The 14,204-nt window shown below is 58.4% G+C and carries 10 protein-coding genes; 2 read left to right on the top strand and 8 right to left on the bottom strand.

Annotated features, from left to right (window positions below; all coding sequences use genetic code 11):
* Positions 1 to 30: 30 nt before the first annotated feature.
* The 5 genes from HB680_RS27385 to sdhC form a co-directional block, all read right to left on the bottom strand.
* Complete coding sequence (locus tag HB680_RS27385; RefSeq protein WP_213941504.1) at positions 31 to 2,862, bottom strand: 2-oxoglutarate dehydrogenase E1 component; 2,832 nt, start codon at positions 2,860 to 2,862, stop codon at positions 31 to 33.
* Between the two features lie 260 nt (positions 2,863 to 3,122).
* The gene (locus HB680_RS27380) at positions 3,123 to 3,827 is read right to left on the bottom strand and encodes a succinate dehydrogenase iron-sulfur subunit (protein ID WP_133836531.1); all 705 of its coding nucleotides are present in this window, start codon (positions 3,825 to 3,827) and stop codon (positions 3,123 to 3,125) included.
* A gap of 11 nt (positions 3,828 to 3,838) precedes the next feature.
* Complete coding sequence (gene sdhA / locus HB680_RS27375; protein ID WP_213941503.1) at positions 3,839 to 5,614, bottom strand: succinate dehydrogenase flavoprotein subunit; 1,776 nt, start codon at positions 5,612 to 5,614, stop codon at positions 3,839 to 3,841.
* Between the two features lie 3 nt (positions 5,615 to 5,617).
* Positions 5,618 to 5,986: a succinate dehydrogenase, hydrophobic membrane anchor protein gene (gene sdhD / locus HB680_RS27370; protein WP_054049453.1), complete on the bottom strand. Its 369-nt coding sequence runs from the start codon at positions 5,984 to 5,986 to the stop codon at positions 5,618 to 5,620.
* On the bottom strand, positions 5,980 to 6,366 hold the full coding sequence (sdhC, locus tag HB680_RS27365; RefSeq protein WP_178076575.1) for a succinate dehydrogenase, cytochrome b556 subunit: 387 nt from the start codon (positions 6,364 to 6,366) through the stop codon (positions 5,980 to 5,982). Before sdhC ends, sdhD begins: the two co-directional genes overlap by 7 nt.
* A gap of 349 nt (positions 6,367 to 6,715) precedes the next feature.
* Between sdhC and gltA the strand changes: the two genes are divergently transcribed.
* A complete protein-coding gene (gltA, locus tag HB680_RS27360; protein WP_213941502.1) occupies positions 6,716 to 8,005 on the top strand; it encodes a citrate synthase in 1,290 nt (429 codons plus the stop codon).
* Between the two features lie 1,121 nt (positions 8,006 to 9,126).
* Here the strand turns inward: gltA and HB680_RS27355 are convergent.
* The 3 genes from HB680_RS27355 to HB680_RS27345 form a co-directional block, all read right to left on the bottom strand.
* Complete coding sequence (locus tag HB680_RS27355) at positions 9,127 to 10,785, bottom strand: cation acetate symporter (protein ID WP_213941501.1); 1,659 nt, start codon at positions 10,783 to 10,785, stop codon at positions 9,127 to 9,129.
* A complete protein-coding gene (locus tag HB680_RS27350; RefSeq protein WP_213941500.1) occupies positions 10,782 to 11,093 on the bottom strand; it encodes a DUF485 domain-containing protein in 312 nt (103 codons plus the stop codon). The genes HB680_RS27355 and HB680_RS27350 overlap by 4 nt, the downstream gene beginning before the upstream one ends.
* A 294-nt stretch (positions 11,094 to 11,387) precedes the next feature.
* On the bottom strand, positions 11,388 to 12,239 hold the full coding sequence (locus HB680_RS27345; RefSeq protein ID WP_163909103.1) for a glycine betaine ABC transporter substrate-binding protein: 852 nt from the start codon (positions 12,237 to 12,239) through the stop codon (positions 11,388 to 11,390).
* 287 nt (positions 12,240 to 12,526) lie between these two features.
* Here HB680_RS27345 and HB680_RS27340 point away from each other — a divergent pair, with 287 nt between their 5' ends.
* Positions 12,527 to 14,122 (top strand): beta (1-6) glucans synthase, encoded by a 1,596-nt coding sequence (locus HB680_RS27340; RefSeq protein WP_213941519.1) that lies wholly within the window; start codon positions 12,527 to 12,529, stop codon positions 14,120 to 14,122.
* The last annotated feature ends 82 nt before the right edge of the window (positions 14,123 to 14,204 follow it).

Below are 14,204 nucleotides of genomic sequence, written 5' to 3'. Positions count from 1 at the left end.
CTTAAATTCGGTTTCAGGTGCGCGAAGGCGTTAAACGGTAAACGCGTCTTGCAACAGTTTTTCCTGCTGCTCAGCGTGCATCGATGCATAACCACAAGCCGGTGCAGCGGAAGCATCACGGCCGGCGTACTCGAGAACGAGTGCCTTGTTGTGATTGCCAACGATGCGACGCATGTGGTGTTGGCTGCAGTACCAGGCACCCTGGTTCATCGGCTCTTCCTGACACCAAACGATATGTTTGAGGTTGGTGTACGGAGCCAGGACTTCGTTCAAGTCGTCCTCAGGGAATGGGTACAGCTGCTCGATACGCACGATGGCGATGTCATCACGACCTTCGGCACGGCGTTTTTCCAGCAGGTCGTAGTAGACCTTGCCGCTACACAGAACAATGCGCTCGACCTTTTTCGGGTCTTGGGCATCGATTTCCGGGATCACGGTCTGGAACGAACCTTCGGCCAGATCTTCCAGGGTCGATATGGCGAGCTTGTGACGCAACAGCGACTTCGGAGTCAGAACGATCAATGGCTTGCGCAGCGGGCGAATCACCTGACGACGCAGCAAGTGGTAGATCTGGGCCGGCGTGGTCGGTACCGCTACCTGAATGTTGTGCTCGGCGCACAGTTGCAGGTAACGCTCCAGACGTGCCGAAGAGTGCTCCGGGCCCTGGCCTTCATAACCGTGCGGCAGCAGCATCGTCAGACCGCAGAGACGGCCCCACTTGTGCTCGCCACTGGTGATGAACTGGTCGATAACCACCTGGGCACCGTTGGCGAAATCGCCGAACTGGGCTTCCCAGATCACCAGCGCCTCAGGCGTGGTGGTCGAGTAACCGTATTCGAACGCCAGTACGGCTTCTTCGGACAGGAACGAATCGTACAGGTCGAAACGTGGCTGGCCTTTGTACAGGTTCTGCAGCGGAATGTAGCTGCCGGAATCTTTCTGGTTGTGCAACACAGCGTGACGGTGCGAGAACGTACCGCGGCCGATGTCCTGACCGGTCATGCGGATCGGGTGACCTTCGAACGCCAGGGTCGCGTACGCCATGGTTTCGGCGTAACCCCAGTTGATCGGCAGGCCGCCGACTTGCATTTTCTGACGGTCTTCGTAGATCTTCGAGACCTGGCGCTGAACCACGAAGCCTTCCGGAATTTCCAGCAGCTTGGCGGACAGTTCCTGCAAGGTTTTCAGGTCGAAACGCGTGTCGTGACGTGCAGTCCAGGCGTGGCCCAGGTACGGACGCCAGTCCACGAACAACTCTTTGTTCGGCTCTTTGACCAGGCTTTTCACAACATGCAGACCGTTGTCCAGCGCGTTGCGGTACTCGTCGATCTTGGCCTGAACGCGCTCATCATCCACCACACCGGCCTGGGTCAGGCGTTCGGCGTACAACTCTCGGGTGGTGCGCTGCTTGGCGATCTGCTGGTACATCAGAGGCTGGGTGCCGCTAGGCTCGTCAGCTTCGTTGTGGCCGCGACGACGGTAGCAGACCAGGTCGATTACCACGTCACGCTTGAACTGCATGCGGTAGTCGATGGCCAGCTGGGTCACGAACAATACGGCTTCCGGATCATCACCATTTACATGGAGGATCGGCGCCTGGATCATTTTCGCGACGTCGGTGGCGTACTCGGTGGACCGCGAGTCCAGCGGGTTGCTGATGGTGAAACCGACCTGGTTGTTGATCACGATGTGCACGGTGCCGCCGGTTTTGAAACCGCGGGTCTGCGACATCTGGAAGGTTTCCATCACCACGCCCTGACCGGCGAATGCCGCGTCACCGTGGATGGAGATCGGCAGAACCTTCTCGCCGGTAGGATCGTTACGACGATCCTGACGGGCGCGAACCGAACCCTCGACCACTGGAGAAACGATTTCCAGGTGGGACGGGTTGAAGGCCATGGCCAGGTGAACTTCACCGCCGGTGGTCATGACGTTGGACGAGAAGCCCTGGTGATACTTAACGTCACCGGAACCCAGCTCGACCTTCTTCTTGCCTTCGAACTCGTCGAACAACTCGCGCGGGTTCTTGCCGAAGGTGTTGACCAGCACGTTGAGACGGCCACGGTGGGCCATGCCGATCACGATTTCCTTGGTGCCGTAGGAACCGGAACGCTGGATCAGCTCGTCGAGCATCGGAATCAGGCTTTCGCCGCCTTCCAGACCGAAGCGCTTGGTACCCGGGTATTTGGTGCCCAGGTATTTTTCCAGACCTTCGCCGGCAGTGACGCGTTCGAGCAGGTGGCTCTTGATGTCGGCGGAGTACGTTGGACGGCCACGCACGCTTTCCAGACGCTGCTGGAACCAGTGACGCTGCTCGGAATCGGTGATGTGCGTGAATTCAGCGCCAATGGTGCGGCAATATGTCTGCTGCAACGCTTCGTGAATTTCGCGTAGGCTCGCCTCCTCTTTGCCGATGAACAGGTCGCCGGCACGGAAGGTCGTATCAAGATCGGCATTGGTCAAGCCGTAATGATTGATCGACAGGTCTGCAGGTGCAGGACGCTGCCACAGCCCCAGCGGGTCAAGCTGGGCTGCCTGGTGGCCACGCATACGGTAGGCCTGGATCAATCGCAGCACTTCAACTTGCTTCTTCTCGTGCTCACTGCTCACGCTGCCGGCGGAAACCGGTTGTGCGCGGCGCTGGTTCTTTGCCAGCAAGACGAAATGATCGCGAATTGTGGAGTGCGAAACATCGGTGGCAGTGTTGCCGTCAGCGGGCAACTTCTGAAAGTAGGTGCGCCACTCTTCTGGCACAGCGTTAGGGTCGTGCAGGTAGAGCTCATAGAGCTCTTCCACATAGGCAGCGTTACTACCGGATAGGTAGGCGCTGTTCCACATGCGCTGCATCACGCTTTCTTGCATGCTTGGTCACCCTCGGTTAGGGGAACACCACCGGCGTCGACACCGAGCAAACTTGCAGAAGTCCGAATGCAGCGACCAAAACAAGCCACTTAGGATCACGCTGATAGTCCGGGTACCAGCCCGGATGCCCCTGCTTGTCTCATTTCTTCAAAATACGAGCGGCAGCTTTATGGGCTGCTGCTCAGGTTAAAACTACGGCGCCGGTTGAAGCCTGCGCCGTAGCATCTACGGGTACAGCGGTGCTGCGTTTACTGCCTGAATCACACGCCGCTTTGCAGCAGCATGTTACGTACGTGTCCGATGGCCTTAGTCGGGTTCAGGCCTTTCGGGCAGACGTTGACGCAGTTCATGATCCCGCGGCAGCGGAATACGCTGAACGGGTCATCCAGCGAAGACAAACGCTCGGCAGTCTTGGTGTCACGGCTGTCTGCCAGGAAGCGGTACGCTTGCAGCAGGGCAGCTGGACCCAGGAACTTGTCCGGGTTCCACCAGAAGGACGGGCAAGAGGTCGAGCAGCAAGCGCACAGGATGCACTCGTACAGACCGTCTAGCTTTTCACGCTCTTCTGGAGTCTGCAGACGCTCGATGGCCGGAGCCGGCGTGTCGTTCTGCAGGAATGGCTTCACCTTCTCGTATTGCTTGTAGAAGATGCTCATATCGACGACCAGGTCACGGATAACCGGCAAACCAGGCAGAGGACGAACGATCAGCTTGTTACCTTTTACGACAGCGGACAGCGGCGTTACGCACGCCAGGCCGTTTTTGCCGTTGATGTTCATGCCGTCGGAACCGCAAACACCTTCACGGCAAGAGCGACGATAGGAGAAACCTTCGTCCTGCTCTTTGATCAGGGCCAGCACGTCCAGCACCATCAGGTCTTTACCACCGGTATCGACCTGGAATTCCTGCATGAACGGCGCGGCGTCCTGATCAGGGTTGTAGCGATAAACACTGACTTTCAACATGGCAGCCACCCTTAATAAGTCCGAATCTTAGGTTCAAAAGTCGGAACAGTCTTCGGCGAGAAGTTCACGGCACGCTTGGTTACGCGCTTGTCACCCGGGAAGAACAGGGTGTGGCACAGCCAGTTTTCGTCGTCGCGGTCTTCGAAGTCTTCACGGGCGTGAGCGCCGCGGGACTCTTTGCGGATTTCTGCAGCGATGGCGGTGGCTTCGGCCACTTCCAGCAGGTTTTGCAGTTCCAGGGCTTCGATACGAGCGGTGTTGAACGCCTGGCTCTTGTCGTTGATCTTGACGTTGGCGATACGGCCACGCAGGTCAGCGAGCTGGGCAATACCCTTCTGCATGTATTCGCCGGTACGGAACACACCGAAGTAGTTCTGCATGCAGCTTTGCAGTTCTTTACGCAGGGTGGCGACGTCTTCGCCTTCGGTCCGCGCGTTCAGGCCATCGAGACGTGCCAGGGCAGCGTCGATGTCGGACTGGCGTGGGCGAGCGTAGTCGACGCCTTCTTTCAGGGTCTGTTCCAGGAACAGGCCGGCGGCACGACCGAATACCACGAGGTCGAGCAGCGAGTTGCCGCCCAGACGGTTGGCACCGTGAACCGATACGCAAGCCACTTCGCCTACAGCGAACAGGCCTGGAATGATCTGGTCGACGCCTTCAGCGTCCTGAGTGATGGCCTGACCATGAATGTTGGTCGGCACGCCGCCCATCATATAGTGGCAGGTTGGAACGACCGGGATCGGCGACACGGCTGGATCGACGTGGGCGAAGGTCTTGGACAGTTCCATGATGCCTGGCAGACGGCTGTGCAGAACTTCTTCACCGAGGTGATCGAGTTTCAGCATTACGTGGTCGCCATCCGGACCGCAACCGTTGCCGGCGATGATTTCTTTAACCATCGAGCGAGCAACCACGTCACGACCTGCAAGGTCTTTGGCGTTCGGAGCATAACGCTCCATGAAACGCTCGCCGTGCTTGTTGATCAGGTAACCGCCTTCACCGCGGCAACCTTCTGTAACCAGTACACCGGCGCCGGCGATGCCGGTCGGGTGGAACTGCCACATTTCAATGTCTTGTACCGGCACGCCAGCACGCAGGGCCATGCCGACGCCGTCACCGGTGTTGATCAGGGCATTGGTGGTGGACGAGTAGATACGGCCTGCACCGCCGGTCGCCAATACGGTGGCGTTCGCGCGGACGTAGGAGGTTTCGCCGGTTTCGATACAGATGACGATCATGCCGACAAAGGCACCGTCTTCGTTCTTCACCAGATCGACGCCGTAGTATTCGTTGAGGAATACGGTGCCGGCCTTCAGGTTGGCCTGGTACAGGGTGTGCAGCAGTGCGTGACCGGTACGGTCGGCAGCGGCGCAGGTACGGGCAGCCTGGCCACCTTTACCGAAGTCTTTCGACTGACCGCCGAACGGACGCTGATAAATGCGGCCCTGTTCGGTACGGGAGAACGGCAAGCCCATGTGCTCGAGCTCGAAAACCGCTTCCGGGCCTACGGAACACATGTATTCGATAGCGTCCTGGTCACCGATATAGTCGGAACCCTTGACGGTATCGTACATGTGCCAGCGCCAGTCATCGTTCGGATCTGCAGAAGCGATGGCGCAGGTGATGCCACCCTGGGCGGATACGGTGTGCGAGCGAGTCGGGAAAACCTTGGTAACGACGGCAGTCTTGTGACCGCCCTGTGCCAGCTGCAGGGCAGCGCGCATGCCGGCACCGCCGCCGCCAACGATGATGGCGTCGAACGAAAGCGTATTAACTGTAGTAGACATGAATCAGATACCCCAAAGAATCTGCACACCCCAGACGAAGTAGGCGAACATCGCAACGCCGCATACTGCCTGGAAGAGGAAACGTACTGCAGTCGCGGACTTGCCCAGCGCCATCGGCGTCAGGTAGTCGGTCGCGATGGTCCACATGCCAACCCAGGCGTGAGCGCCCAGGGCCACCAGGGCCAGCAGACTGAAGATACGCATCCCGTTGCTTGCAAACAGTTCGTGCCATTGGGCGTAGCCAATGCCAGGGTGCGTAGCGAGGTATCCGATCAGGAAGATGAAATAAGCCGCGAGAACAACCGCAGACACACGCTGGGCCATCCAGTCATAGAGGCCCGAACGCGACAGGTTCGTAACGCTGGTTACCATATCCAAACTCCCGCCAGAACGATCAACACCGCAGACACGGCGATAATGATTTTCGAGCCCAGCTTGCCGCCTTCCAGCGTCTCACCGATGCCCATGTCCATGATCAAATGGCGCACACCGGCTACCAGGTGATACAGCAGAGCGGACAGGAGGCCCCATGCTACGAACTTGGCCAGCGGGCTGGTCAAGGTTGCCTTCACGTCGGCAAAACCTTCCTCGGAACCCAAGGATTTGCTCAATGCGTACAGCATGAAGCCAATGCCCAGGAAGAGGATGATGCCGGAAACACGGTGAAGAAACGACGTAACGCCGGTGATGGGGAGTTTGATGGTCCTTAGGTCTAGGTTTACAGGTCGTTGGCTTTTCACGGCTTTTTTCACACTGAAGAGCCCCTAACAATCAGGGCAAAGTTGTTGGGGAGTGCACTGGTCAGGTAACCACCACCCAGGGATGCGACCCCCAGCAAAGCAGGCCCAAAAGCCCCTGGCGGTCGGTGGCCGAGTATAGACAGTTAGGCTACTAATGACAACGCAATCACCTTCCCCTAATAGCTCATTGCACAAGTCGGATAAAAGGCGTAAATGGCAGGTAATTTCGAGGAAAAAGTCCGGTTAAAGCCTTCTGGAGCAAGACTTTAGGCAAATTGACATTCGAATTTATCTCACTATAGTGGTGCGGGCCCTGCGTGGGGGGTCTGTCTGATGATTTCAAGCATAAATAGGAGGCCACATGGCTGACAAAAAAGCGCAGTTGATCATCGAGGGCGCAGCCCCCGTCGAGCTGCCCATTTTAACCGGCACCGTTGGTCCCGATGTTATTGATGTTCGGGGCCTGACGGCCACGGGCCGTTTCACCTTTGACCCTGGCTTCATGTCGACCGCTTCCTGCGAGTCGAAGATCACCTATATCGACGGCGACAACGGCATCCTGCTGCACCGCGGCTACCCGATCGAACAGCTGGCTGAAAAGTCGGACTACCTGGAAACCTGCTATCTGCTGCTCAACGGCGAACTGCCGACCGCAGACCAGAAGGCCCAGTTCGTCAGCACCGTGAAGAACCACACCATGGTCCACGAGCAGTTGAAGACGTTCTTCAACGGCTTCCGTCGCGATGCCCACCCAATGGCCGTCATGTGCGGTGTAGTCGGCGCCCTCTCGGCCTTCTACCACGACTCCCTCGACATCAATAACCCGCAGCATCGCGAAATTTCCGCGATCCGTCTGGTTGCCAAGATGCCGACCCTGGCAGCGATGGTTTACAAGTACTCCATGGGTCAACCCATGATGTACCCGCGCAACGACCTGACGTACGCGGAAAACTTCCTGCACATGATGTTCAACACCCCGTGCGAGATCAAACCGATCAGCCCGGTACTCGCCAAGGCCATGGACCGGATCTTCATCCTCCATGCCGACCACGAGCAAAACGCTTCGACGTCGACCGTACGCCTGGCAGGTTCTTCGGGTGCCAACCCGTTCGCCTGTATCGCCGCCGGTATCGCTGCACTGTGGGGCCCTGCCCACGGCGGCGCGAACGAAGCGGTCCTGACCATGCTGGACGAAATTGGCGATGTATCGAACATCGACAAGTTCATCGCCAAGGCCAAGGACAAGAACGATCCGTTCAAACTGATGGGCTTCGGTCACCGGGTTTACAAAAACCGCGACCCACGCGCTACCGTCATGAAGCAGACCTGCGACGAAGTACTGAAGGAACTGGGGATCAACAACGATCCGCAACTCGAACTGGCCATGCGCCTGGAAGAGATCGCCCTGACCGATCCGTACTTCATTGAGCGCTCGCTGTACCCGAACGTCGACTTCTACTCGGGGATTATCCTCAAGGCGATCGGCATTCCAACCAGCATGTTCACCGTGATCTTCGCCCTGGCACGGACTGTCGGCTGGATCTCTCACTGGAAAGAAATGCTCTCCAGCCCGTATAAAATTGGCCGTCCGCGCCAGTTGTACACTGGCTATGAGTCGCGTGACATTACCAAGCTGGAAGATCGTAAATAAGACCTGTCTTGCGATAACGTCTTACGCTTTACCGGGAACGGCCTCTTTATAGAGGCCGTTTTTGTTTGTGCTTGCTGGGTACATATCCGTTGCTGCGGTGATGGCGGCTTATGGTTCCGCCCTTACGGCGGGTCACTTTCGAAAAGCGCGAAAGTAACCAAAGCGCTTTTGCCCCTTTCGTTCGGTGCCTCGCTGAGGCTCGGCATGCCCGCGCTCCGGTCCTGCTCCGTGGGCCCGCCGCCATCGGCCATCCATGGCCGGGGGCGGCTAACCCGGCATCCATGCCGGGTTGCCCACTGCGCAGAACCTCCACTCGGCCTCTCGAGGGGGCGTGCATCGCACGGCGAGGCGGCCTGCCGGCCGGCCTGAGTTCCGGTTTTTTGCGCGTACACCCAGCCACCGATCGTTAATGGCCCAATGGACGCTCCACGCTTACTTCCGGGAAGCAGAGCGTATCGGGCTGTATTACCACGCGAAGCATAGGAATGATCGATGCCCCCCCTGTAGGAGCGAGGCTTGCCCGCAAAGCTGTTGATCTTGCCGTGTCGTTGCCGTTGCCGTTGCCTTTGCCGTTGCTTTGGCTTTGGCTTTTGATCTTGACCTTGACCTTGATCTGCCCCGTCGGAAGGCCGAACGCAGATTCTGCGCAGTGGGCACCGCGGCAGGGATGCCGCGGTAGCCGCCCCCGGCCATGGATGGCCGATGGCGGCGGGCCCACGGAGCAGGACCGGAGTGAGGGCATGCCGAGCCTGGGCGAGGCACCGTACGTCAGGGGCGAAAAGCGTTTGGTTACTTTGCGCTTTTCAAAGTGACCCGCTGTAAGAGCGGAACCATAAGAGGCCGTTACCGCAAAAACGGATATGTACCCAATCCAAAAAATAGGCCGATCCAACTGCCCTCATCGCGAGCAAGCTCGCTCCCACAGTTTGATCGGTGTACATCCGCGAAAGACAGGTCGGCTATAAGGCCGCCTTCGCAGGCAAGCCAGCTCACACCATTTTGAGTCGTATACATCCCGCAAGAGAGACGCCGCCATCGCAAAGTCCGATAACCGCCCACAAAAAAAATGCCCCGATCTCTCGACCGGGGCATTTCCATTTAGCGCAGCTTATATAAAAGCCTTAGTGCGAAACCGCCCCGCTCGCCCCCAACCCAGTCTGCGAGCGCACAAATTGCGGGAAGAACAACGCCCGCTCATTGTCGGCCGCAGCAGACTTGTCAGTGATCGAGAAGAACCAGATCCCGACAAACGCAATCGCCATCGAGAACAGCGCCGGGTACTCGTACGGGAAGATCGCCTTCTCGTGATGCAGAATCTGCACCCAGATGGTCGGCCCAAGCACCATCAAGCCCACAGCACTCACCAGACCCAACCAGCCGCCGATCATCGCGCCACGCGTCGTCAGTTTCTTCCAGTACATGGAAAGCAACAGCACCGGGAAGTTACAGCTCGCCGCGATGGAGAACGCCAGGCCCACCATGAACGCAATGTTCTGGCTTTCGAACAGAATGCCCAGACCAATCGCCAACACGCCCAGGGCAACGGTGGTGATTTTCGACACGCGAATCTCATCCTTGTCGTTGGCCTTGCCCTTCTTGATCACGCTGGCGTACAGGTCGTGAGACACCGCCGTCGCGCCCGCCAGGGTCAGACCGGCAACCACTGCCAGAATGGTCGCGAACGCTACCGCCGAGATGAAGCCCAGGAAAATACTGCCGCCCACCGCGTTGGCCAAGTGCACCGCCGCCATGTTGTTGCCGCCCAACAGCGCGCCGGCCGCGTCTTTGAAGGCCGGGTTGGTGCTGACCAGCAGGATCGCGCCGAAGCCGATGATGAAGGTCAGAATGTAGAAGTAGCCGATGAAGCCAGTGGCATACAGCACGCTTTTACGCGCTTCTTTTGCGTCGCTCACGGTGAAGAAGCGCATCAGAATGTGCGGCAAGCCAGCGGTACCGAACATCAGTGCCAGGCCCAGGGAGAACGCCGAGATCGGATCTTTCACCAGCCCGCCCGGGCTCATGATCGCTTCACCTTTAGGGTGAACCTTGATCGCCTCGGAGAACAGCATGTTGAAATCGAAGTTGACGTGTTTCATCACCATCAGCGCCATGAACGAGGCACCGGACAACAGCAACACAGCCTTGATGATCTGCACCCACGTGGTCGCCAGCATGCCGCCGAACAACACGTACATGCACATCAGGATACCGACCAGGATCACCGCCACGTAGTAGTCGAGGCCGAACAGCAGCTGGATCAGCTTGCCGGCACCGACCATTTGCGCGATCAGGTAGAACGCCACGACCACCAGCGAACCGCAAGCGGACAGCGTGCGGATCTGGGTTTGCCCGAGGCGGTAGGACGCCACGTCGGCAAAGGTGTATTTACCCAGGTTACGCAGGCGTTCGGCGATCAGGAACAGAATGATCGGCCAGCCCACCAGGAAGCCGATCGAGTAGATCAGGCCATCGTAGCCGGAGGTGAACACCAGGGCGGAAATACCCAGGAAGGACGCCGCGGACATGTAGTCACCGGCAATCGCCAGACCGTTCTGGAAACCGGTGATCTTGCCGCCAGCCGCGTAGTAGTCTGCCGCCGAATTGTTGCGTTTGGAGGCCCAGTAGGTGATGCATAGGGTCAAGCCCACGAACGCGACGAACATCAGGATCGCGGACACGTTGAGCGGTTGTTTGTGCACTTCGCCGGTCAGGGCTTCAGCCGCCCAGGCGCCAGGTGCAAAGGCTGCGATGCTCAATAGAGCCATTAGACGCCGGATCATTGCTGAGCCTCCTTGAGAATCGCACTGTTCAGGTCGTCGAATTCGCCATTGGCGCGTCGTACATAGATTGCAGTCAGGATAAAGGCCGAGAGAATCAGCCCGACACCAATCGGTATCCCCCAGGTAATCGAAGACTCAGGACTGATTTTCGCCCCGAGAATATGCGGCCCGTAAGCAATCAAAAGGATGAATCCGGAGTAGAGCCCAAGCATGATCGCCGAAAGAATCCAGGCGAACTTTTCTCGCTTTCTGACCAGCTCCTTGAAGCGCGGGCTGTTTTGAATCGAGAGGTAAATGCTGTCGTTCATTGTTTTTATCCTCGCAGCACAGATTATTGTTAGAACGTAGCCACTTTATGCGGCTGCGGGACGGGTTCCAGACGACCTTAGTATTAGAACGACATGACAGAATCGCCATTTTTCAGCATGCATTAAACAATGTGGGAGCGGGCTTGCTCGCGAAGGCGGTGGGTCAATCAACATCTACGCTGACTGACACGCCGCCTTCGCGAGCAAGCCCGCTCCCACAGGGAAAAACAAAAGGCCCCTTGGCAGTTATGCCAAGGGGCCTTGAGAGGTACGGACTAGACGCTTGCGATCAAATCACTTGATCCATTCGGCAACGCGGTCCGGGTGTTTTGCAACCCAATCCTTGGCAGCGGCTTCAGGTTTGGCACCGTCCTGAATCGCCAACATGACTTCGCCGATTTCGTCTTTCGACGCCCACTGGAAGTTTTTCAGGAACTTGGCCACTTCCGGCGCTTTGGTCGCCAGTTCTTTGCTGCCGATGCTGTTTACAGTTTCAGCTGCGCCATACACGCCTTTCGGATCGTCGAGGAAGCGCAGTTTCCACTTGGCGAACATCCAGTGCGGCACCCAACCGGTGACGGCGATGGATTCGTTTTTCTTCTCGGCACGGGTCAGCTCGGCGATCATGCCGGCGCCAGAACTGGCCTTGAGGGTGTAGTTGGTCAAGCCGTAGTCCTTGATCGCCTGGTCAGTCTTGAGCATCACGCCCGAACCGGCGTCAATGCCCACGATGCGGCCCTTGAAGCTGTCATCGGTTTTCAGATCGTCGATGGTCTTGGCTTTTACATACTCCGGCACGATCAGGCCGATTTTTGCGTCCTTGAAGTTCGGGCCGTAATCGACGACCTGATCCTTGTTCTTGGTCCAGTATTCGCCGTGGGTCACTGGCAGCCAGGCCGACAGCATGGCGTCGAGTTTGCCGGTGGCTACACCCTGCCACATGATCCCGGTGGCGACGGCTTGCAGCTTCACGTCATAACCGAGTTTCTGCTTGATCACTTCGGCGGCCACGTGGGTGGTCGCAACGCTGTCGGACCAGCCGTCAACGTAACCGATGCTCAGGGTTTTGCTCTCGGCATTGGCGAATGTGGAGCCGATCGCAAGTACCAAAGCGGCACTCGCGCCTAAAAGTCGTCGCATCTTCATCGTTACTTCCCCGAAAGTGCTGCGCCCGACGGATGCCGAGCGGCGTCAACGTATTGTTATGGTGCACAGCGCCCCCTTCACGCCTCACCGCAAACTCGTTCAAAAATCAGCGGAGTACTGACGCTTCGATAATCAACCTCACGACAACAGCGACCTGTGCTGCCAGCGACCTCAAGGCATCGAGAAACGACATCAGAACGCCATTAATCGTGAGCGCCCTAAACACCCCGCCCGATCCGCCCGAACTTTGCATGTCAAAATCATGCAAGGGCCCAAGCCCGGGGCAAATACAGGTAACATGCGCGCCTTTGCTCCCAGACGGCCTGACCATGCCCGCGACATCACGCTTTCCTTTTCTGGCTTATCTTTTCGCCTGCCTGCTGGGTGTGTTCGCCCTCGGTGGCTTCTGGTACGGCCTCGGCAAACCGGTGATCCTGCCGGACGTAGCCAGCGCCACGCACAAGTTGCAATGCGCGTCCTACACCCCGTTCGACAAAGACCAATCGCCATTCGACCAGCCGTTCAAACTGCGCCCGGAGCGCATGGACGCCGACCTCGCGCTGCTGGCCAAAAGCTTCGAATGCATCCGCACCTATTCCATGACCGGCCTCGAAGCCCTGCCCGACCTGGCGCGCAAGCACGGGTTGAAGTTGATGATCGGCGCCTGGGTCAACAGCAACCCGGTGGACACCGCCAAGGAAGTCGACCTGCTGATCGCCTCGGCCAACGCGAACCCGGATGTGGTGACCTCGGTGATCGTCGGCAACGAAGCGTTGCTGCGCAAGGAAGTCACCGGCGCACAACTGGCGAAGCTGATCAATCAGGTCAAAGGCCAGATCAAACAGCCGGTCACCTACGCTGATGTCTGGGAATTCTGGCTCAAGCACCCGGAAATCGCCCCAGCGGTGGATTTCCTGACCATTCATTTGCTGCCGTACTGGGAAGATGACCCGTCGAACATCGACGCGGCGTTGCAACACGTGGCCGAAGTGCGTCAGGTGTTCGGTAACAAGTTCGCGCCCAAGGACGTGCTGATCGGCGAAACCGGCTGGCCGAGCGAAGGTCGCCAGCGTGAAACCGCGCTGCCGAGCCGGGTCAACGAAGCCAAGTTCATTCGGGGTTTTGTCGCCATGGCCGAACAGCAAGGCTGGCATTACAACCTGATCGAAGCCTTTGACCAGCCGTGGAAACGCGCCAGCGAAGGTGCGGTCGGTGGTTACTGGGGGCTGTTTGATGCCGATCGCCAGGACAAAGGCGTGCTGGCCGGTCCGGTGACGAACGTGCCGTACTGGTCGCAATGGCTGGCGGTGGGCGGCGTGATCTTCCTCGGCACCTTGCTGCTGGGTGGTCGGGTTCGCAGTACGCGTGCAGCGCTAGTCGTGCCGCTGCTGGGTGCGCTGGCAGCCTGCTCGATCGGGGCTTGGGGCGATCTGGCGCGAGTCACCACGCGGTTTGCCAGTGAATGGCTGTGGGTTGGTTTGCTGACGACATTGAATTTGGTGGTGTTGGCCCATGCTGCGTTGACGTTGAGCGCTCGCAGTGGTTGGCGTGAACGCGCGTTCAATGTGCTGGAACGTCGGGCGGGTTGGCTGGTGGCAGCGGCAGGCTTTGCGGCGGCGGTGATGATGCTGGAGTTGGTGTTCGACCCGCGTTATCGCAGCTTCCCGAGCGTCGCGTTTATCCTGCCGGCGCTGGTGTATCTGTGCCGTCCAGTGAGTGTGCCGCGCCGGGAGATTGCTTTGCTGACCTTCATCATCGGCGCCGGCATTGCGCCGCAGTTGTTTCGTGAAGGGTTGCAGAATCAACAGGCCTGGGGGTGGGCGCTGGTGAGTGTGTTGATGGTGGCCGCGTTGTGGCGTTGTTTGCGGGTTCGCAAAGGTTAATCGACAAAGCAAAATCAAAAGATCGCAGCCTTCGGCAGCTCCTACAGGGATACACATTCCATGTAGGAGCTGCCGAAGGCTG

Source organism: Pseudomonas sp. dw_612 (assembly GCF_018449725.1).
In the GTDB taxonomy this organism is placed as follows: domain Bacteria; phylum Pseudomonadota; class Gammaproteobacteria; order Pseudomonadales; family Pseudomonadaceae; genus Aquipseudomonas.
The sequence above is the reverse complement of the archived record's forward strand: the minus strand, read 5'-3'. Positions and strand labels throughout refer to the sequence as shown.